This window comes from Nostoc sp. LEGE 06077 (genome assembly GCF_015207705.1).
In the GTDB taxonomy this organism is placed as follows: domain Bacteria; phylum Cyanobacteriota; class Cyanobacteriia; order Cyanobacteriales; family Nostocaceae; genus Nostoc_B.
Map to the genome: position 1 here is coordinate 12,326 of NZ_JADEWI010000057.1, position 22,314 is coordinate 34,639.

At 35.6% G+C, this 22,314-nt stretch carries 17 protein-coding genes; 3 read left to right on the forward strand and 14 right to left on the reverse strand.

Going from position 1 to position 22,314, the window contains the following annotated elements; translation table 11 throughout:
* Nucleotides 1–127: 127 nt before the first annotated feature.
* The 3 genes from murQ (at nt 128) to IQ244_RS25740 (ending at nt 4,770) form a co-directional block, all read left to right on the forward strand.
* On the forward strand, nt 128–1,051 hold the full coding sequence (gene murQ, locus IQ244_RS25730; protein WP_193899254.1) for an N-acetylmuramic acid 6-phosphate etherase: 924 nt from the start codon (nt 128–130) through the stop codon (nt 1,049–1,051).
* Nucleotides 1,052–1,788: 737 nt separating this feature from the next.
* Nucleotides 1,789–3,249, forward strand: coding sequence for a hypothetical protein (locus IQ244_RS25735; RefSeq protein WP_193899256.1), 1,461 nt, complete (start codon nt 1,789–1,791; stop codon nt 3,247–3,249).
* 285 nt (nt 3,250–3,534) lie between these two features.
* Nucleotides 3,535–4,770 (forward strand): nucleotidyltransferase family protein, encoded by a 1,236-nt coding sequence (locus IQ244_RS25740; protein WP_193899258.1) that lies wholly within the window; start codon nt 3,535–3,537, stop codon nt 4,768–4,770.
* A gap of 30 nt (nt 4,771–4,800) precedes the next feature.
* Here IQ244_RS25740 and IQ244_RS25745 read toward each other — a convergent pair whose 3' ends face one another.
* The 14 genes from IQ244_RS25745 to IQ244_RS25810 form a co-directional block, all read right to left on the reverse strand.
* Complete coding sequence (locus tag IQ244_RS25745; RefSeq protein ID WP_193899260.1) at nt 4,801–5,976, reverse strand: glycosyltransferase family 4 protein; 1,176 nt, start codon at nt 5,974–5,976, stop codon at nt 4,801–4,803.
* A 163-nt stretch (nt 5,977–6,139) separates the two neighbouring features.
* Nucleotides 6,140–7,369, reverse strand: a complete 1,230-nt coding sequence (locus IQ244_RS25750; RefSeq protein ID WP_193899262.1) for a glycosyltransferase family 4 protein — start codon at nt 7,367–7,369, stop codon at nt 6,140–6,142.
* Nucleotides 7,370–7,500: 131 nt separating this feature from the next.
* The gene (locus tag IQ244_RS25755) at nt 7,501–8,814 is read right to left on the reverse strand and encodes an O-antigen ligase family protein (RefSeq protein WP_193899264.1); all 1,314 of its coding nucleotides are present in this window, start codon (nt 8,812–8,814) and stop codon (nt 7,501–7,503) included.
* A gap of 142 nt (nt 8,815–8,956) precedes the next feature.
* Nucleotides 8,957–10,135 (reverse strand): glycosyltransferase family 4 protein, encoded by a 1,179-nt coding sequence (locus IQ244_RS25760; RefSeq protein ID WP_193899266.1) that lies wholly within the window; start codon nt 10,133–10,135, stop codon nt 8,957–8,959.
* 11 nt (nt 10,136–10,146) lie between these two features.
* Nucleotides 10,147–11,403 (reverse strand): glycosyltransferase family 4 protein, encoded by a 1,257-nt coding sequence (locus tag IQ244_RS25765; RefSeq protein WP_193899268.1) that lies wholly within the window; start codon nt 11,401–11,403, stop codon nt 10,147–10,149.
* A 100-nt stretch (nt 11,404–11,503) separates the two neighbouring features.
* Entirely contained in the window at nt 11,504–12,316 is an 813-nt protein-coding gene (locus tag IQ244_RS25770) for a hypothetical protein (RefSeq protein WP_193899270.1), read from the reverse strand.
* 101 nt (nt 12,317–12,417) lie between these two features.
* Nucleotides 12,418–13,557, reverse strand: coding sequence for a glycosyltransferase (locus IQ244_RS25775; protein WP_193899272.1), 1,140 nt, complete (start codon nt 13,555–13,557; stop codon nt 12,418–12,420).
* A 16-nt stretch (nt 13,558–13,573) separates the two neighbouring features.
* A complete protein-coding gene (locus tag IQ244_RS25780; protein WP_193899274.1) occupies nt 13,574–14,506 on the reverse strand; it encodes a glycosyltransferase family 2 protein in 933 nt (310 codons plus the stop codon).
* A gap of 60 nt (nt 14,507–14,566) precedes the next feature.
* Nucleotides 14,567–15,499 carry a glycosyltransferase gene (locus tag IQ244_RS25785; RefSeq protein WP_193899276.1) on the reverse strand — a complete coding sequence of 311 codons (933 nt, stop codon included), beginning with the start codon at nt 15,497–15,499 and terminating at the stop codon, nt 14,567–14,569.
* Nucleotides 15,500–15,613: 114 nt separating this feature from the next.
* Nucleotides 15,614–16,690 carry a glycosyltransferase family 4 protein gene (locus tag IQ244_RS25790; protein ID WP_228059152.1) on the reverse strand — a complete coding sequence of 359 codons (1,077 nt, stop codon included), beginning with the start codon at nt 16,688–16,690 and terminating at the stop codon, nt 15,614–15,616.
* A 95-nt stretch (nt 16,691–16,785) separates the two neighbouring features.
* Nucleotides 16,786–18,027 (reverse strand): polysaccharide pyruvyl transferase family protein, encoded by a 1,242-nt coding sequence (locus IQ244_RS25795; protein WP_193899278.1) that lies wholly within the window; start codon nt 18,025–18,027, stop codon nt 16,786–16,788.
* A gap of 287 nt (nt 18,028–18,314) precedes the next feature.
* Complete coding sequence (locus IQ244_RS25800; protein ID WP_228059153.1) at nt 18,315–19,448, reverse strand: nitroreductase family protein; 1,134 nt, start codon at nt 19,446–19,448, stop codon at nt 18,315–18,317.
* Nucleotides 19,449–19,491: 43 nt separating this feature from the next.
* Nucleotides 19,492–20,943 carry a lipopolysaccharide biosynthesis protein gene (locus IQ244_RS25805; RefSeq protein ID WP_193899280.1) on the reverse strand — a complete coding sequence of 484 codons (1,452 nt, stop codon included), beginning with the start codon at nt 20,941–20,943 and terminating at the stop codon, nt 19,492–19,494.
* Nucleotides 20,944–21,111: 168 nt separating this feature from the next.
* Complete coding sequence (locus IQ244_RS25810; protein ID WP_193899282.1) at nt 21,112–21,909, reverse strand: WecB/TagA/CpsF family glycosyltransferase; 798 nt, start codon at nt 21,907–21,909, stop codon at nt 21,112–21,114.
* Nucleotides 21,910–22,314 lie beyond the last annotated feature (405 nt).

Here is a 22,314-nt window from a genome sequence, read left to right on the forward strand (position 1 = left end):
AGTCATTGATGGTGGGTGTAAGTGTAAGAAGCAAGGTATCTTTGTCCTATTCCCCTATAAAACCTGTGTTGTTTGACAAATGACTAATGACAGCAGACAAATAACAAATGACACAGGAAATAAAAAAATGACAGATTTGCAGGAACGCGGGCATCTTTTAACTGAGCAGGTCAATCCTCTCAGTCTCAACTTAGATCAACTTAGTTCGTTAGAATTAGTAGAACTATTTAATAGCGAAGACCAAAAAGCAGTAGCAGCAGTAGCTGCGGCGAAAATTGAATTAGCTCAAGCTATTGAACTAACCGCAGAACGTTTGCACCAAGGCGGACGTTTATTTTATATAGGTGCAGGTACAAGCGGTAGGTTAGGGGTGTTAGATGCGGCTGAATGTCCCCCTACTTTTTGTACACCTCCAGAATTAGTCCAGGGAATAATTGCAGGTGGTGCTGGTGCATTGGTACGTAGTTCTGAGGATTTAGAAGACCGCTCCCAAGATGGAGAAGCCGCGATCGCTCAAAGACAAATTACCCAATTAGATGTAGTGGTGGGGATTACAGCTGGTGGGACAACTCCTTTTGTGCATGGGGCGTTGAGCGCTGCTCGCCAACGAGGAGCCGTAACTATATTTATTGCCTGTGTGCCGAAAGAACAAGTTAGCATCGATGTTGATATTGATATTCGCTTATTGACTGGGCCAGAGGTATTAGCTGGTTCTACTCGCTTAAAAGCGGGTACAGTTACAAAGTTGACTTTAAATATTTTGTCCACTGGGGTGATGGTAAAGCTGGGCAAGGTTTATGGGAATCGGATGGTGGACGTAGCAGTCACAAATCAAAAACTCCGCGATCGCGCTTTGCGAATTCTGCAAGACCTCACTGGCTTAAGTCGGGAAACTGCGGGTCTACTACTAGAACGGAGTGGTAAATGGGTGAAGCTGGCTTTATTGATGCATTGGACTGGTTTAGAAAAACAAGCAGGCGATCGGCTTTTATCAGAACACCAAGGGAATCTTAGATCCGCTGTAGCCAGCTACAACAACACACAACCTTGAGAATTATTGCATAGATAAATTTTTAAATCAATTCCCAACATCTGGCTGCTACTAATTTTTGGTAGCAAGCCTTTTTTGCGTTTTGAGGTTGGAATATTCTGCTCAATCTTCAGACTCGGATGCAATGTTCAGGCGATCGCTCAATAGCAGTAAAGCAAACTTGCAAAGCCCAAAATCTCCAAATTTGCGATCGCCAATCTTAATTAAAGAATTAACCATCAAGTCACCATTTTATAAATTTTTTTTCCTATTCAAAAAACTAATCTTACCATAGCCCAATCATCTCCTGATTGAAATGCTGTTTCTTCTTCAAACCGCTTTGACAAGCGAGATGTATTTTTATACATAAAAATAAAAATACATCTATGAAATACTACAATTTATTTTTCCTAGAATATACCCAAAAAAATCAATATTTACATGATTAGTGTTACAGATTACATAGAAGCTAAAAAAACACATATAAAATATGCAAAGCATTATATAACAATGCTTTAGAAATTAATAAAGATTAAGTATTTTCCGATTAAATTTATATATTACGTAGAGACATGAGTTTATTATGATACTTACAGGTATAGCTTGCTAATAATAATTACGAGTTTTTTCTAGTACCAATCACGCAAATATTAAGTTAACCTGAATCACATTGTGGTCTCAGCCCTATTTACGCAGTTTCTCGGATATAGAGAAGCCGAAACAGTTTAGTGTTCCCTATTGAGTTTAGGAATTTTTTCATGAGTAAACTTAATTCTTTGCTATGTTCCTTAATAGCATCTACTGCTCTTTTGGCACAATCATTATCTAGTGCATTAGCAATCACCCCAATTACCATTACAGTTAAATCAGGCGCAAGACAAGCATTCCAAGGTTTAGGATTTAGCTCAACTATTGCTGGTAGTAATGGATATGCGAAGCTAACACAATCACAAAAAAATACACTGCAAAAACTATTGTGTAATGATGCCAAATTCAAGATTGTCAGACTCTGGTTCGACGGAAATAAGTATGCGCCTCAACCCGGTGTTGAAAACATACCTGTGTTCGTCAATCCTTATGTAAAGTCAGGATTTATTGCTGATGCCTTAGCAAATGGATGTACTACACTGCTATTAGCACCTGGTGCCTTACCATCGTATATGAAGTCTGGAGATAGTATCTACATTAAAGATGCTGAGATATTCAATTATGCTACTCTTTTAGCCAATTTCATATCTCGAATGAAGCAAGAATATGGAGTGAAACTTCATGCTACAGGCATATTAAACGAGCCTAATGATAATTCAATCAGATTCAAAGATTCTCAATGGCCCATAATAGTTAAGGCTCTGCGCCAAGAGTTAGATAATCGTAATTTACAAGATGTCAAAATAATTACACCTGAGTTGGCAAATGCTGATAGTATCGCTGTCCGCATCATCAAAGCCATCAAAAATGATCCCGAAGCCTGGAAAGCACTGGCGGCTATTTCTACCCATTCTTACAATATGGCCGCAGCACCTTGGATAGTATCGCAAATTGAAGGCACAGGTAAAGAATATTGGATGACGGAAGCTGGTACCAATGGCCCAGAAGAACCCGGAGATGCTCTTATAGCCGCCTCTGCTGCTTCCCGCTTTCTCAACGATATGAACAATCTAGTAACTCACTGGATTTGGTTTATTGGACATGCACCCTCACATACTCAAGACAACTCTACACGACTAATCCCTTACTCTATCAGCCCATTTAAATATCAATTCTTCCAAAAATATCATTACTTCAAGCAACTCACTCGAACCTTTGATGTCGGAGCAGTCTTCAGAAAAAGCTATAGCTCTCTGGAGAAAGACATGACATGGTCTACTGGCAAAAAACCTCGAATTACTGTGGCCAGTGCTAAAAATCCTGATGGTTCTTGGGGAATAGGTATAAGTAATTACACCTCTGACAAATTTTTCTTTGCCCTTCCTGCTGGTTTTGGTCTTCCAGCAGGTACATTAGTAAGTGACGCACAATCTGGTCGTCAAGCAGAAACTTTTGCTATCACAGTATCTGTTGAAGAACTAGCTCAAGCTGGGGATATCAAGATGAAAATGTATCGTTCCAACAGCAATGTGAATAATGTCTACATCGGCACTGCTTTGATGCGTAAAGGAACAGTTACTATTCCTAAAGTAGAAAGTTTAGATCTCATTACTCTCCGCAGCAGTAAGTAAATCTCAGCAAATAAGCTATTCAATCATCCACAATGTTCTGAGTCGTGAAATGCCATCTAAATTAATTATCAAAACTTTAGCTAGAATGAATTCTAGCTATTTTTCTTTCTAAATGTAACGAGATACTTAATCTGCATCATTCTAATTCAGTTTTCCAGCTAGAGAAAATAAAAATACGTTGACTCGAACCCATATTTCACGAGGTAAAATAGGGAAAATATTCAATATAAACATTGTAAGTATTATGATAAAATTTTATATCAATTGCTTTAATAAGTTTATTATATGAGTAAAGTTATCCTAGAAAATAAATATATCCAGCAAAATACTCTTACTCCTGAAATAGAATTATTAATTTGCTGTTCTCGGACTGATATAGACGAAAAAAAGTCTCTACAAATCAAAACTTTGTTACAAGCACCAATTAATTGGCCATATCTCATCGAAATTGCTGCTTACCACAAAGTTATACCATTATTATTTATTAACCTGAGTAAATTTAAATCTCCATCTATTCCTAGTAACATCTTTAATTCATTACAAAAATATTATTATCTTAATACACAGCATAGTCTATTAATGGCTAGTAAACTTGTCAATATATTAAATATTTTCGCTGAACATAAAATTCCTGTTATTCCCTTTAAAGGCCCTATCTTAGCCACCACAGCTTATGGAGATATATCACGCCGAGCTTTTGGTGATTTGGATCTGCTTGTACATCGAGAAGACTTTATTAAAACTAAACAACTATTAATAGATAAAGGATTTGAGCCATACGCAGATAGTAGTGAACAAGAAGCCACTTATCTTAAATCTCTCAATATTCAAGACCAAGAAGCTTATTTACGTTCTCATTGGGAACTACATTTAATTAATCGAAAAGAGCAAGTTACTTTAGACGTTCACCAAGGAGTTTTATCAAAGAAATTTTCAGTACCATATAATTCAAAATGGATATGGGAAGATACTAAATTAATTTCTTTTATAGGTAAACAAATCCTCAGCTTTTCAGCGGAAAATCTGATCATTATTCTCTGTTCACAAGGAGGAAAAGACTGTTGGCTATGGCTGAATAGAATTTGTGACTTAGCTGAAGTACTACGTAGCCATTCTGATGTGAATTGGGAAAAAATTTGGCAGCTTGCTATAAAGCTAAAAATGACACGAATGTTGCTACTTGGACTTTCTCTTGCTCATAATGTTTTAGAGGCTCAACTTCCTGAATTTATTTTACAAAAGATAGATAGTAATGCCTTAGTCAAAAATCTCACCGCGGAAATCATTCTCCAACTGACTTGTAATCTTTCAAATGCTGCACCAAACAGCCAATTAAAATCTCTGCTATTTCATTTAAAATTAATAGAACATCCTGGGGATAAAATCATATATTGCTATGAACAGATAATTGTTCCTACGATCGCCGATAAAAGTTTTATCCGTTTACCTAAATATTTATCATTTTTGTACTATTTTGTTCGACCAATAAGAATGATATTTTTTAATCATAATAGCAAGTAAATCAAACCCAATTAAACGAGAAATTACCTATTAAATAAACTTATTGTAAATAGACATTAACTGTTTATAATTTACTGCTGAAGAATATTTAGATTCATAAATAAAACGAGCGTTATTTCCACAATTATTCATAAATTCAGGATGATTAATTGCCCATTGTATTTTAGTTGCTAAATCTTGCGAATTGCCAGCTTCAAAGTGTAATCCACTGATTTGATCTTCAACAATTTCTGCCATACTCCCTAACTGGGAGACTATCACAGGTAAACTAGAAGCAAATGCTTCAACGATTGTTAATGGAAAACCTTCATACCAAATTGAAGGAAGAATTAACAATTTAGCTTTTTGCATTAATTCCATCACTATTGATTTATCTTGATATCCCAAAAATTCAATTAAATTTGCATAGCCTGCTTGTTGAACTTGTTTCTGAAAGACTTGACGTAGTGGGCCATCCCCGACAATTTTTAATGGTGTAGATATATTGTTGTGGATATAAGCATTAATCAGAACAGAAACGCCTTTTTCTTCTGATAGTCTGCCAACGAATAGCAAGTAATTATCACGCTGACTATTGGGTTCTAAAGGATTTTGATGAAAAACAAAATTTGGTTTAACATGAATTTTTTCTGCTGGTAGTCCAGCTTGAATCATTTTTTCTTTTTGGAATTGAGTCAAAACAATATAACCGTTGACTCTCTTATGCCAAGTACCTGTTAATCTATGCCATGTAGTCATCGCAGCTACAACAGAACTTTGAATATGAGAGTTACGATAACAGCCATGCACAACACTAGACCAAGGTATTAATGTACCAATACAATCTTCACAAATCTTTCCATCTCGAAATGGCATTGCTTTAGGGCAAGCCAGACGATAGTTATGCAACGTTTGAATAACAGGTACTCCAGCACCATAACAAGCATCATAGACAGCAGGAGATAGTAAAGGAAAAAAATTATGTACATGAACTATCTCAGGAGAAAAACGTATAATCTCCGCTTGAACTCGGTGTTTGGATGCAAGCGAATATATTGCACCCCCAGCGGCTGCCAATGTATCCCAAATATTTACTATACTGAGATTATTTTCTTCCAATAAAATCACATTATGCCCGTTAGCTTCTAACAGGCTTTTTTCTGCCTGAACTACTTTATCTTCACCACCGCTTAATCGATAGCGATTGTGTAAAATTAACAGCTTCATGCTTTTTTCTAAACTTGTGGATATGAATTAATACTATTAAGTTAAGGAGTAGTAATTTTTGATCTGAGGGATACACTAATAAAAATTTATCTGAACTTTATTTTTATATGAATAGTCTATAAAAACAGGCAAGAACAATTAGGGAAAATCCAGGTATCTTTCACTATATGCAGACTTCTGCATAACATTGAGACATAAACAACCCTTTAAATTCCCAATTAAAAACATCTTTAACTCTCTTTTTCCCAGCCTCACCCATCCTTAATCTCAATTTTGGATCTGCAACCAAAGACATCATTGCTTGAGCGATGTCTTGTACTGCTTGTTCTGGTGTATTTGCCGGAATTTTAAAACCAGTTTCTTCCGTTACCTGAAGTGCTGGCCCTCCTAAATTTAAGCAAATCACGGGTAAACCTACGGACATAGCTTCTAAACATACTAATCCCCCAGAGTCATGTAAGCTTGGGTGAACGAGTACTTGAGAGTCTCTTATTTTACTTATAGTTTCATCACGGGACAAACTACTCCAAAATTTTACTTTTTGATCAATGCCTAGTTCTTGGGTGATCTTTTCCAAGTGTTTTCGCGCCGATCCCTCTCCTACAACCCAATACTCAGAATTACATATATTTGCTTTTGCAAATGCTAATAGTCCTAGATGAAATCCTTTCCAATGCAACAGTCTACCAACACTGATAAACCTGATAATAGATTGATGAGATGGAGCTTTATCTGTAAAACTCGCTAATTCTTCCGGCGATATACCCAGCTGAGAATATATTTGAACATTTTTTGCCCCTAAGTATTGCAGCCTTTTAACTGTATCCTCAGTTGTCGCCCAAGCCAGAATACTGCGTTGTGCTGTTAAGCGGACAAAAGGATCACACTCTCCTATGAAGCAAGCTGTGTTTCTAATAAATTCATATACTTTGCTGCGAAAATTCAAACTTGTCCAAAAATTTTTGGGAGTTAATTCTCCTCCGCCAACAGGCCCCCAGACAAAAGGAATTGGTAATAAACAAAGAAAACTTGGACTAGTATATTTGACGTAGGTGACATGATGCACAAGGTCAAAACCAATTTTATGATGGAGCGATCGCCCAATAAAATAAGCTTTAATTTGCCATAGATAGTAGTGAATATATACCCATTTTTGGGTGAATTTTCCCTTCTGACTCCAATCTATAATTAAACCAAAAGGATCTAAATAAACAAAGTTGAGATTGGGTTGTGAATTGCGTACTAATTCGGCTTCAATGGCTGGGCGGTGACAGTTAGAAGTTAAAACCCATATCTGATGATATTTGCTAATTTCTCTCACAAAATTCCAACCTACTCCTGGTTCAGAACCTTGCCTTGGTTCACAGGCGTATGCAGAAATCAGAATTTTCATAATCATGAAGTTGTATAGAGCATTTGTTCAGTATGAATAGTTTTTTTAAAAGTGAAGTTTAGGAATATTTCATGAAATTAAATTAGAAAAATATCTCATAAATAAATTTCTTCAATATTCAGACGAATTACTTATTGTCCAGAGTCAATTTCCATATTTAAAAGTTGGGGATAACGTTTGTATATTTGCATTGCGGCCAAACCAATACCATACATTGTCCATAACCAAATACCGCCTGTAGGGCCTTCAATAATCACTTCAAATGATGTGACAGTCATACTAGCTACCCAATAAGTCAGTAAAGTTAAAAATATACCGGCCCATTTTGTCTGTCCCTTTTTTCGGCACTGCAAATATTTAGCTAGTATGCTACCAGCCCAACTTAGTTGAACCAGTAACCAAAGAACAAAACCAGGAACACCAGTACGAGAGAGTACCGTAATATGTCCATTATGAGGACTACGCACAATACCCCCACCTACTGGGTCAAAACCAGTACCTGCTCCCAAGTTGAACCCAAAACCTCGTCCAGTCCAAAAATGCTCGGAGATAGTACTTTTAATTAAATAAGTCCACCATTCTAAGCGATACTCTTTTGAACCTTGTCTATCGTTATTATCAATAAAAATGCTTAAAACTTTGTTGATTAATGGTTGAAATATTTCTGGGTTGATAATTACAACCAATAAAATAATCAAAATTGTAATAGTTACTATGCGCCAAATTTTACTACTTTTATACTTAGCAAGCCCAACTATAAGAAAAGCATTGAGAAAAGCAAGTGTTCCAGAACGATTTGCATTTAGAGCTACTACACCCAAGTTGACAAAAAACATGAAAGTAAATAATAATGGTTGAAAATCTAGCAAACTAGACCCAACAAAAAAGGCAGTAATTCCTGATAAATGAGTCATGGTATCGGCTGGTTTGAGTCCAATAATTCTCGCTCCAGCGCCAGGCAAACTAGGTAATGGTATTGTTCTGGAGATTAACCATAAAAATGGAATTAAAATAACAAAAATTTTACAAAAACGCTCATATTGATTAACCATAAATAAAAATCTTTGTGGTTTACCAAGTAGTAACGTTGCAACTATCAGAGCAAAAAATATGTAATACCATAATGCAGCATCGCGTATGCAGTCTAAGCCATATATAGGAAAATAAGGTATGGTATTAAGGCAACACCACACCATAAATGTAATTAACAACCAAGCTTGAGGTAGCTTGAGAAGTTTTGGTATTGACTTGTTTATACTTAAAGTGAACAATCCAAACACAAGAGTAATTTCCCCAATATAGGCAGGAGCTACTCCAACGTAAGAAAATCCTCTACCAAACAGAGCATATCCTAGAAGCACCCAACTATACCAGTGGAGAAATTTATCGGCTATTGTAGACTTTTCTGTATCACTTTTAAGAAAAATGCTTGTCTTGTTGAGCATAGAATGATGTAATTATTATTTTGTAATTATAAAGAATTTAAATATTAAGATAAATTCAATAGAAGGTATATTATTCAATGCAATATTAAATAGGGGTTTCTAAACTAAAAAAAACAGGAATTTGTCTATCATTTTAGATTAATCAAATTTTTAACAGACGACGATTAGCAGCTAACTCATAAATTGCTATCATTCGATGATAGTTCTGTTGGGCTGTGTACTTAGATTCAAATTCATTTCTAGCTTCTTGACGCATTTGAGCTAGTACTGCTTGATTAGCAATAGCCCACTGTACTTTAGTGGCTAAATCTTCTGGGTTTCCTGGTGAGAAAAGCAATCCAGTACGGCCTGAGTCTACTAATTCTGCGATCGCTCCAATATTAGCAGCAATTACTGGCGTACCCTTAGCAAATGCCTCAACCGCTACTCGGCCAAAAGTTTCATACCATTTGGAAGGAAAAACTACAAACATCGCTTCTCCCATCAATTTATGCACTTCAGACATTGGTTTACGCCCTAGCCATTCTACATTGGGTAATCTTTTGACTGATTCCACCACCTGATCTGCTAAAGGCCCTTCCCCAATAATTTTCAAAGGAACTTTCCCTTCCAGATAATTCCAAGCAGTCAGTAAAGTATCCAATCCTTTTTCTACAGAGAGTCTTCCAACAAACAGAGCATAACCACCAGCACCATCTCCAATCCCAGGATCAGGATGTACAAAGTTAGGTTTGACTACAATTTTTTCGGCTGGGAAGCCTCCGGTAATAAATTTTTGTCGTGCAAACTCAGTTAAAGAAATGTATACATCTACCATTTCCAGCCAAGTACGCATGGCCCGATGAGCAGTTAACATACTGGCTACAGCGATCGTTGCTGGACGGTTTTCTCGATAGCAACCATGCAAAACCCCAGGATAAGGGACAAACTTCCCCATACAATCTTCGCAGACTAGGCCATCACGGAAAAATAAGCCATTGGGACACAATAGGCGATAGTTTCGCAGAGTTTGGACTACAGGTACTCCTGCTGATTTAGCTGCATAGTGAACAGAAGGAGAAATTAAGGGGAAAAAATTCTGAATATGAACAATGTCACAGTTTGATCGCTGAAGTTTTTGTTTGACTATGTTGTATGATTCTTGAGACCAGATAGATCTCAATGCCATTGGGACAGCGCCAATAGATGGAACTCGATCATTGTGTTCTTGATACACATCAACGACATTACCCATTTCTCGTAAGAGTTTTTCTTCAGCCTCACGAGATTCATCTTCGCCGCCACGAATTTGATAGTTGTTATGAATACTGAGAATATGCATAATTTAGGAATTCAATGCTGAATCGCACTTGAAGATGTCAAACTCTCTGGAGAATTCAAAATTTCTTCGTAAGTTTGAGCTAGAATCTGACCTTTCGCCTCCCAAGAAAAGTTTTCCCTTGCCAACTTGCGAGCCAAGTTTCCCATCCGCAAACGTAATTCGGCATTCTGAGCCAAACAACTCATGGCCGCTGCTAAGTCATTTACAGTTTGTTCGGGAGTATGAGCAGAAACCTTAAAACCTGTATCTTCTGTCACCTGCAAAGCAGGTCCTCCTAAATCAAGACAAATCACTGGTCTACCTGCTGCCATTGCTTCCATACAAACAAATCCACCTGACTCATGTAAACTCGGATGAACTAGCACATGAGATTCTCCTAATAATTGAAAAATTTTCTCTCTTGGCAGCTTACCCCAAAACTTAACTTGCTGCGTAATACCCAATTTTTCCACCAGAGCTTGCAGATATTTAAGTTCTGGCCCATCTCCAATAATCCAATATTCAGCATCTGTTAGATTTGCTTGGGCGAAAGCTCTCAAACCTAAATAAAACCCTTTCCAGTGCAACAATCTACCAATACTTATAAATATCACTGGGGAAGTTTTGGGTACTAAGGATTGAGCAAGGCACTCTATCTCCTGTTGGGGTAAACCTATAGGAGAAAAAACCTTTACATTGTCAGCACCTAAATTTTTCAATCTTCTTGCTGTATCCTGAGTCATACCCCAGGCGAGAATGCTTCTCTTGGCTGTAAGACGCACAAAAGGGTCGTGTTCTCTAGTCCAGCGCATCAAGTTTCTTAATAGTTCGTAAGTTTTGCCCCGCAAATGGAAATGTTGCCAAAAAGCATTTGGTGCTGATTCTCCGCCCCCAACTGGCCCCCAGATGAAAGGAATTGGTAACAAAGATAAAAAGCTGGGATAATTATACGTCACATAAGATACATGGTGAATAACATCAAAAGCAATATTATTATGTAGTTTTCGTCCCACAAAATATGCTTGTATTTGCCACAGATAATAATGCAAATAGATGATTAGTCCAGAACCTTTTTTCCAGTGTTCAGCCCCAGGTAAATCAAAATAGATAAATTCTAATTCAGGTATTGATTCTTGTTTGATTTCAGCTTCAATAAACGGATAGTTATCTTTACGGGTTAAAACCCAGACTTGATGTTTTTTTGCTAGTTCGTTAATTGTATTCCAGCCGATACCAGGATCGGAACCCATGTGTGGTCTACATGCGTAGGCAGACACAAGAACTTTCATGAATTAATGACTCCCCTGAGAAAATTTTTGCATCTTGTTAATTGACTATTGTTTTATTTATGGAGAGTAATATCAATTACTACCTTTACAGGATGTCCAGTTAGGAAAAAATTTCTACAAACAATTTACGGCTAGCTTTTCTGATGCTTTGGAGCAATTGTTGTCGTTGATTTAAACGGTAAAAACCACGAACTGAGTAATCAACCTTAATATCGTGTTTTTGAAACAAATCAACTACCGCTTCTTCTAACCACTTACCTCTAACAATTCCCGTTAAACTATAGGGAATAATAAATTTATTTTGGCGATTAAAGTAATCAAGACTTTGGCAGTAAAATTTATCTGCTTCCTTACTAGCTCTAATCGAACCCCAGCGTTCAAATTCCCAACCAGACTCTTCTGGTTTTAAATAAAACCTCAATCTATCTTTGACCCAAATACCAGCCTGTAAACTAATGCGATAGTTACATTTTTGTCGCAACTCCCAAAGTAAAGGGTATTTAGATAACTTTTGGTATGGTTCGTTTCTATTACCAACAATTTCCATTAATCGAATATGGGAACACTCTTCATGCTCCATAATTTGGAGAAAATCATTAATCAGATCTGTATTGACATAATCATTGATAAAATAATCTTCTTGTAAATAAAGTACATACTTTGTCTTAATTTTGTCTAAACAACGAATTAAGCAATCACTCCAACTTAATTTAGTGCTTGGTTTATCTAGCCCAATTTGCGAACACTGAATATTTAACCCTGGATAAGAAAAGGTTTTTGTCTCCGTATTGAGAATAATAGGATATGGACAATTTGGCCAATAAATAGAAAAAAGCTGGAAAAAAGGCTGCCAGCAATCTTCAAAACTGTCTGTACTATTTACTAAAATTGTTAGCTGTGAAAGATTATTCATAAGTAAGCTTACTAGTTTTTGCAGATTTAGCTAAATATTGAAATTTAAAAAAATTGGTAATTTAGATTAAAATAATCTTAGTGAAAATATTATGTTATTATTTAGGAGAAATCATTTATAACTCCTTTATATATTTCCTCTAAAGCCTTTGTCTGTTTATCAAGGTTAAAAAGACCTTCAACTCTTTGCCGACCATTATGACTAAATCTTTGCCAGAGTTCATTATTCTTGGATAGGTGCAAAATGTAGTCAGCCAAGCTATGAACATCGCGTTCAGCAGCTAAGAAGCCAGTTTTCTGGTGTGATACTGCTTCAGGAATTCCACCACTAGCAAAGCTAACTACTGGTAAACCCATAGCTTGAGCTTCAGCAAAAACTATTCCAAAACTTTCACAATCACCAGACTCTGCTCTAATACTAGGAACACAGAATATTTTTGCTACTTGCATCCAATGTTTAACCACCTCTGACGGTTGAGATCCTAGAAAACGATAGTTTTTTAGTGATGACTTGGCTAAATTTTCCAAGGAATTGCGAAGAATACCGTCACCAATGACTACCAAACTTATTTCAGGTTTTGTTGCCTGTACTCTCTCCATAGCTTTTATCAAGTACTCACAGCCTTTCTTCTCAACTAGCCGACCAACAAAAAGCACAATCGGCTCACGATTAACCATTGGCGAAGGTTTAAAGAGTTCTGTATCAACTCCGATGTAATGCACCAATATCTTTTCAGGTGGAAAACCTTGGTGAACAAGCTCTGATTTTAGAAACTCGGATACAGTAATAAACAATTCTGTGTCTTGTTTGAGTTCTTCTCGGCGTTTTAGATAAACTCTACTACTAATCGATTCACGCCTAGCATACTCATCCTTCATAGTAGCATCAAGACCATGAAAGGTAACAACCATAGGTAAATTTAAAGCTTTTATCAATGGGAGAGCTAAGGCTCCACAAACTCCAAAATGAGCATGAAGTAAAACAGGGTTCAGTTTTTTAATTTGGTGATATAACTTTGGTGAAAAACCAGATAACTTAAAAATAATTTCCTGTACAGAGCCAACTAAACTACCTTGATTAATAACGAAACTACGTTCTGTAGGTAGTGTTAAACCTTTAACCGACCTTGCGCCCACATAATGAGGAGTGAAATTACATAAACTCTCTCCTTGAGAACGTATAAAAGTTTCAGATTTAGGCAGTAGGCGACCAGTAAATATGATCAGGTTGGGATTAAGCATGATATTAAAATACTATTTACTTTGTTAACGATGATAGATAGTAATATACTGCTCTTGAGTAAATATTAATTTTGTCTAAGATTGAATTGGAATCTAAATACATTCTAATACCCTGAATATTTACTATATCAGTATTACCACTGCTCCAGTTCATATATATTGCGAAAGAAAGCAACTTGTTAGCAAATTTTTCAAATTGCGGCAATTCTTGTCTTATCCACTTACCAGTGAATAAATATTCCCTAGCTTTCATGTGTAATTTGTCTTTTCTTAGCGTAGCTGCATTGTTATCGTGTATCCGCTGGTATGTTAAATTTTTATGCAGCATAAATCCTTTTTCAAGTGCTACAGCCATAAACTTGACATAATAGTCACTGGCTGTAATTTCCTTGCTGGTAGGCATAGGAAGAATTTGCTCTAATAGTGATCTTCTAAAAGATAAAGCAGACGAAGTAGGAATGTAAGGTGGAATACGGCCTGATTTAATTTTTGCTCGAAAATCACTTTCACCAAAGATAAAATTTTTTGCCGTAGTTATATTTAGATAATTACCTTTTTTATCAGTTAATTGTAAACTATGGAAACACCAACCAATTTGTTTATAAGACTTAAAAATATTAACAATTTCTTCTACTTTGTTGGGAAGAAAAATATCATCAGAATCTAAAAAACAAATAATTTCGCCTTTGCTAATAGCAAAAGCAATGTTATAAACAGACGGTTGTCCACCATTTTCTTTAAAAATAGGAATTATTTTATCACCATAACCTTTAATGATTTCTCTTGAATTATCTTGAGAACCATCATCTACAACTATAATTTCAATATTTGTGTATGTTTGATTAAGAGCGCTATCTATTGCCTGATTAATAAAGCGATCATAATTATAATTACCTATTACAATGCTAACTAAAGGGTAATTGTCATCTACACATATTTGTCCTTTCATATTCACTATATTTTTTTAAATTAGAAGTTTTTGTATTTTTAAATATATTTATGATTAGACCTAATCTCTTCGTGAAACACCACCAAAATAAAGCCGTATTTTTTCAATGATAACTACATATCTAATGAAAAATACTACAGCAGTAAATTGTTTTTTTTTGCGAATTGTATCTAATTTTTTATTTTTCCAGATTCTGTAAAAAATTCTAAAAGGTGGAATGAAATTACTTAATAAATCTTTAGTCATTTCAACCCTTGAAGGATGTTGTCTCATCATTAAATCATGCTTGCCACCAATAAAACGAGCCATACGTTTATAAAGTTGGGCATAAGAGTTTCTTGCAGGATGTTTTACACAAACATCATCTGCATAAATTTGTTGATAACCAGCTTGAAAAACTCGTTTACCCCATTGGCTATCGCCACCAGATTTTAATTCTTCATCAAACACCCCGACTTTATCTATTACATGCTTGAAAGTGAAAAGATTTGCAGTTACTCCAAAATGTTTGTCCTTTACATTTAATTCTTGATCGAAAGGAAATTCAATACTTTCGTAAAGCTCTACTGGAGTTAATCGATCTGTATTTTTGAAAAAAAAGTCTATCCGACCAGCTACTAATCCACAATTAGCCGTATTTAAAAGATTACTTACACCTTTCTCAATCCAATCTGAGGTAGGAATACAATCTGAATCAGTAAAAGCAATAATTTTTCCTTTAGCTATTGATATTCCTTTGTTACGCGCTGCATAAGAACCAGGTCGAGCTTCACAAGTAGCTTGCACTTGCTTAAATGGACAAATCGCATCTTTTATACTCTCTTCAGAACCATTATCAATTACTACTACTTCATATAATTCTTGAGGATAGGTTTGCTTTTCTAAAGCTTTCAAACAAATTATTAATCGTTCAGTATCATTGAAAACAGGAATTAATACTGATACAAAAGGAATTGATAAGTGAGATGTATTAAGGATACTATCTTTTTCCATATCGCTCTTGATGGAGTTTTGGCTAATTTATACCCAGGCATATCAACGTCATTATCATTCAAAAATCAGATATGATGACTAATTTATTTTTAATCGGTACTTAACAACAAAATTTTATAGACAAGAGCGGTAAACATCATCTGTCATCTCGGCAACATGTTTCCAGTTATACTTTTCCGCTAGATATCGATTATGCTGCCCCATAAATGATAACTCAGAGTGTTTACATAATGCAGATTTCATTGCTTGTATTAAGCCACTTTCATCATCTATTTTGTATAAAAATGCACCGGTGTCATCAAGAGCTTCTCCTATACAACCCTTGCGCGGTGCAATACAAGCTTTACCAAAAGACATTGCTAGAAGTACTGCACCCGATGTCAATACATCTCGGTATGGAAAAATAACTATATCGCAAGCATTCATATAAAATTGAACCTCCTCTGATGGAACAAAACCTGGAATTAGTTTAATTCTTTTGTCATCAGAAATCTTTTGTATAAGTGCTTCTGCTATTTCAGGACTATCTCGATAAATCTTGCCAGCAATAACCAGTTGAGCTTCGTCATTATCTAATTGCTTGAACGTATCTATTAGTTCAAAGACTCCTTTGTAGGGTCGGATTAAGCCAAGAAATAAAAAAATAGTTCCAGATTGTTTTAAACATAGTTTTTCTCGTGCGATTGGTTTTTCAATTTTATTTTCGTAAGAGTCTACGTAGTTACCATGAGGAATAACAAAAATCTTATCTGTGTTTGTTCCAGAAAAAACTTCTAAAAACTCTTCTTTCGCTGCATTACAATGCGTAATAATAGCTTTGGCCAACCTGAATACCATAAAACTACTGATACGGTCTAAAAACAAATTTAAATTTTCGTGATTCTTAAGATTGTGTACAGTCCAAACAATTTTTACGCCAGAAATTTTTAAGATTATGAGTTGTACTATGAAACTTAGTAACTTTAAAATAGACTTGAATTTGTTTCTGTTTGGTACCTGAAATAATGGATCTAGCCAGTGAAAATGTACAATATCCGGTTTCCAATGAGAAATTACAGCCGACAAAAAGAAAGAATTACTAGATATAGTTTCAACTTGAATATTAATTTTTTGTAGATTAGCTATTAGTTGACTTAAATAAGGATTATCATCATTCACTGTAGGAGCAAAAATTACTTTTATCCGTTTCATATATTATTTGTTGCTCAATTGTATGTAATTTAAATCAGATTGTCAGCCAAGTGTACAAGGAGACAATTTTAGGGATATACCTGTACGATGATTTTTTATTTATTATCTTTCTGTTCTAAGCAATCAAAAACCATATCAAAGTTAAAGGCTGCTGCTTGTTTAGCTTGTGGTAGAATCTGACTAAGTTGATTTACCACCTCATGACGTTTTTTCCAAGAGTTAATGATCGCTTCACAAGCTATATCAACATTCAAAAACTGTTGAATCGAAATAAGTAATCCATCGTGTAATGCTTCAGATCCTAGTAAATCAGTCATAATCCCTTCGGCTTTAACTGAATAGCCAACTGGCATAGTACAAACTCCACTGGAAAGCCCTGCGATCGCAGGGTGCATTCTTTCTGCTACCACCATATCGCAAGCACCAATTAAGCCTTTAAACTCTGATGCAGTATGATCTGCACCTGCAAGTCGAACCTGTGGATTATAGTCAAGGGCTTTTAGTAGTTGTGTCGCAAAAAGCAAATCATTATTATTGGGATTAATTTCTTGGACATGAGGAATTATTAATACTTGCGCCTCAAATTCATTAACCATGAGCTTGACTACCTTAGACCAAACATCAATGTGCTTTTCGTAATCTTGGACAGCGTAACGGCAAATAGCTTGACTTGGTGCGATCGCAATTTTAGGTCTATCTAGTTCAATCCCATAATTAATGAGCATTTTAGCTACTATTTCTTGAGATGGTGGTCTTAGCAAAAAGGCTGGATCGGCAGTATGCTTTACTAGTGAAGGATCTAAACCTAAATCTTTAGTGACATAATTGTAAGAAAGTCGTTCTCGAACTGTAACTAACTTAGAACGACGAGCAACTTTTAACCATGCTTCCGCTTCGTCTGTAGTTTTGAATGGTCCAATTGATTGAGCAAGAAAAACAACAGGTACGTCAGCATTTAACGCCAACTCTAATGGCAACAAATGGCGTTTTAGTGCGCCATAATCTGAACTAAATACATCTCCCCCTGAAGCAATTACAATTGATGCTTTGCGAATCTTTTCTAAATTAGATTGGTAGCCAGGCGATAAAGGCTTGTGAAAGTGAGAAAGATTAGTTTGTAATTTTTGTAGCCGTCTCGAATTATTACTTCTTAAATAGTCATGAATTGGCTTCACACCTAATGGTTGCAATCTAATTTCGTCATACTCAGGCGAACAACTCAATACATCTATGGCTAAATCAGGACGGCGTTGATGTAACTGCTCAATGATTGGTACAACCAACGCTTCAACTCCGCGATTGCGTAATCCTGTGATCCCTGTAATAATTGCGTTCATGATAGTTTCTATCTCTATTCAAGTTCAAGTATTCAATATCAAGTAGCCATATAGCATTAATAAATGAGTCACAAACAAATCGACTTTCTATTTCCTTTCAAGGATAGTTTTTTTAGAATCTGGAAAATAGTTGATCAATTGTTTAACGTGGATTGGTTGGTTCAGGATTTAAGTATCTGCTGAAATAGTCAAAAAATGACACAATACAAAATATCTAACCTTGAGAAATCCATAATTCATATTCCCTGACTCCACCAAGACTGTGTAAATCAAATAAGATTGCTTAGTTAATGAACAATCATCACATCGTGAAGTTTTTTTCGAGGTGATTGCGCTACTTTCAGCTTTGTAGGTAAATGACCAACTGCTATCATCATTATTATTAGTTCCGAATCTTTAATTCCCGAAATGTTTCTAAGCTTTTCGTCTATCTGAAACTCAACGCTCCAATTCAAACAACAAGTACCTAAACCTAATGAATGAAGAGCATATATCAAAGACATAGCAAACATACCGCCATCTATCCAACCTTGATTTCTTTCTCCTGTAGAGATAAAGTATTGCAAATCAGACGTTACAATTAGCACTTTACTTGCTTGATCGCCAAAACCACGGTTGCCATTTTGACAGATAAGAACTGCTTTCTTATCTTCTTCACTGCTAAATACATGCAGCTTAGATGATTGACGATTACAAACAGAAGGTGTTTTTTGAGCCATTTCTACTGCTTGTTCAATTAAGTACATTTCAACATCTATAGGTGCAAAATGTCTAATGCTGTATCTAGAATTGACAAAAGCTTGAAAATTTATGTAAGTAGCTTCATTTATCTGCTGCTTTGTAACTTCTAGAACGCCACCTTGATTAGTACAATTTTTTTCATTATTTACTTCTTTTAAAGCAAGTATTTCTTGATGAAGTTGAGCGTTATTTAAGCCATTTTTAATACTAAAGTTATGGTAGCTACATAAAACATTAATTGCAATTTGTCCGGTTTCATCTAAACCATATTTTTTGTGATATATCCATAGATTAGATATGAGTCTTTTAATAATCTCAGATCCAAAACCAATTCTCGGTTCTTTGAGAGCAAGGCCTTTTTCAAGACGATGATAGTCCATCGTAATTAAAGACTTTAGTTGAATTTGATTAACAACATTTGGATTAACTACTGCTGTATCAATAAATCTTTTAAAGTCATAAGCATAATTGTACGCTAATTTTGGTACAGCTAATACTAGAGGCAAAATTTTAACCAGTTTTAGCTGATATTGAATATTTGTCCATTTAATTCTAATACGTTCTCTAAATTTTATACGCTGCTTCAGATTTAATATCCAATGTTTGACACCATAGTTAATAGATGTAGAATCTTTGATATTATTCAAATTTGAAGTAATATTTGAGAATAAATTAGACATTGAACAACTCCTTAATTTTTGTTTTATATCCTCTGTATGTAAACTAACGAGCAATATTTATTACTCGCCAAAAAAGTTTTGGTGCAATTAAGAAAATTGACAATACGTAAACTGCTAAACCTACTAATGTGGCAAGAGCTAATATTGCAGAATAACTTATTAAGTGACTCAAAAAATATTTGATACCAAAAATAGCTAACAACATAATTCCTGTTGCAGCTAAGGGAGCCGCACCTTGACGCAGATAAGTCGGCACATCAATCCGAATTAGCTTCCAAACAACCCAAATTGTAACAGGCGACATTAAGTAAGCTCTAATTACATAAGCTGCGGCAACAGCTACAATCCCCCACTGCACAGCTATAGCAAAAGATATAACATTGCAGATAGCTTGTACACCATCTAATGCGAGTTTCCATGAAGGCTTTCCCAACGCCATAATTACAGAGCCATTAAAATAGAAATAAGCGTATAAAATCCCAATTAGGTTAAGAACTTGAATGACTGGGATACTTGGTGTCCATTTGTCTCCGAAGACAACTTGCACTATTTCTGGCGCTAAAGCTACTGTAGCCAAAAATCCTGGAAAAGTAATTAAACTACTTAACTCTATAGCTTGATAAAGTGCATTTTTTAATCTTTCTGGTTCCTGCTGTAATCTGGCAAATGTTGGCAGAGAAACTTTGGAAATAACGCTAGTTAATAAATCTGTCAATATTGACAATATACGATATGCAACAGTGTAATACCCTAAGGCTGTAGAACCTAAGAAATACCCAATTAAAAAGTCATCAGAACGACGAGTAAAGAAGTTAAATAAACTTATACCCATTATATTCACTCCAAAGGAAAATAGTTCTTTGAAGTGTCTTGGCGAAAATCTGAATTTTGGTCGCCATTCACTAATTTTCCATATTATTAAAATCCTTACTAAACTAATGGATAACTGTTGACCAACAAGACTCCAAACTCCATATCCCATAAACGACATAGTTATTCCTACTACACCGCCCGTTACTGTTGTTACTAGCGATCGCGTAGCCAGAATTTTGAAAGCTAATTGACGCTGAAAAATTGTGTCTTGAACACTGTTAAAAGCATTTAGTAAAAGGTTAAGTGACAACCAGCAAATTATTGATGCTAGTTGCGGCTCTTTGAATAAGTTAGCAACTAAACTAGAGCAAGCAATAGTCAGTATTGTTAATATTCCGCTAATACCTAAATTAGTCCAGAAAGCTGTATCTAAATGTTCTGGTTCTAATTTTTCACGCTGGATGATAGCTTGTGAAAATCCCTGATCAAGAAAAACTTGTAATAAATTCAGTAATAAACTAGATAGAGCGATCAAACCAAATGCTTTTGGCCCTAATATACGGGCAAGAATAAAGAAAACACCAAAAGAAATTACCTGGCGTCCCCAAATATCAATGGCAGTCCAAATTACCCCCTTAATTGCTTGCTGTCGTAAGTTTGAATATTGTTTTGGTGGTTCCATTACAGGATTTACAGGATATAAATTAAATTGTGATACTTTTACTCTTATGGAAAAAGTGTCACATTAACCTGTGACATTTCTACTCTTGTTGAAAACACGTAAATGGCTACTACATAGAATATACATTACTAGTTTTTGTAAACAAACATTATTCTTTATTTACTGGTTTTAATCATTACTTTCACTCAGGAAGACTCGGGGAAGGCGACTTGATGAAATTAGTTGTTTAGCCGCCAGCCACATAAAAGCAGGTATTGTTGTTGCATAGCGTCGCCAAAGTCGTCGCGGTTCTTGAACCCAACGATATAGCCATTCTAGACCTAAGTCTCTGATTACACGGGGCGCACGCTTTTGAATTCCCGCATACACAGGGAAAACGCCACCTACGCCAACCATGACTGCGCGAATTTTACCCTTGTGTTGTGCCATCCATTTTTCTTGTTTGGGACACCCTAGGGATACCCACACTACACCCGCACCACTGGAATTAATTTTATTGATCAAAACTTGGTCTTCAGTTTCCATCAGTGGACGGAAGGGTAAGGGTTCCATTCCCGCTATTTTCAGTTGAGGAAATTCTTGTCCTAATCTTGCTTGTATTTTTGTAAGGATCTCAGTTTGCGAGCCAACAAAGAAAACACTCAGATTATGGGTTTGTGCGTAGTGACATGTCTCAACAAATATATCCATCCCCGCTACACGATCTTGGTAACGAGATCCCATTCGCCGCATCATCCAGACTAGTGGCATACCATCAGGTGTTACCATATCTGAATTTTTTAGTACTTTAGCAAAATCTGGATTCCAGTGTGCTTCCATTAGCATGTGTACATTAGCTACACATACAGTTTTGCTTTCGTGAGCGATCGCCCACTTTATAATTGTTTGTATCTGATCCTCAAAGCGTAAAGCAGTAATAGGGAAATCAAGTACTTTTTGAGTAGGCAGAAACACTTCTGCTACCATAGCTCACTCCTTGTGTCAAAGATAAATAGCAACAGATTACCTATAGGCACTCTGCATATTTAAATAAGCCAATTAGATGAATCTTGGCTCTTTTCTGAGCTTGTAGCATTCTTACAAGAGAACACATGATTGTAAAATAGTTTTTCAGCAATTTTACTGTTTGCTGAGTTCTATGTTTTTTAAAAAATACAATCGTAAATTAGCTTACTTGTTTAACTTAAAGTTTATTACACGAAGATGTCAAACTTTATATTTACTTTATATTCTTCTAAGGATTGGTTTATCTAAACATTACATTACTACTTAATTACCCTTACGTAATAGTATCTGGTTTCATAAAATTTTCTTGTAAATTTAGCCAAATTTTATCTGTCAACCCTCTAATAGAGGATTTAGTACAGTTAA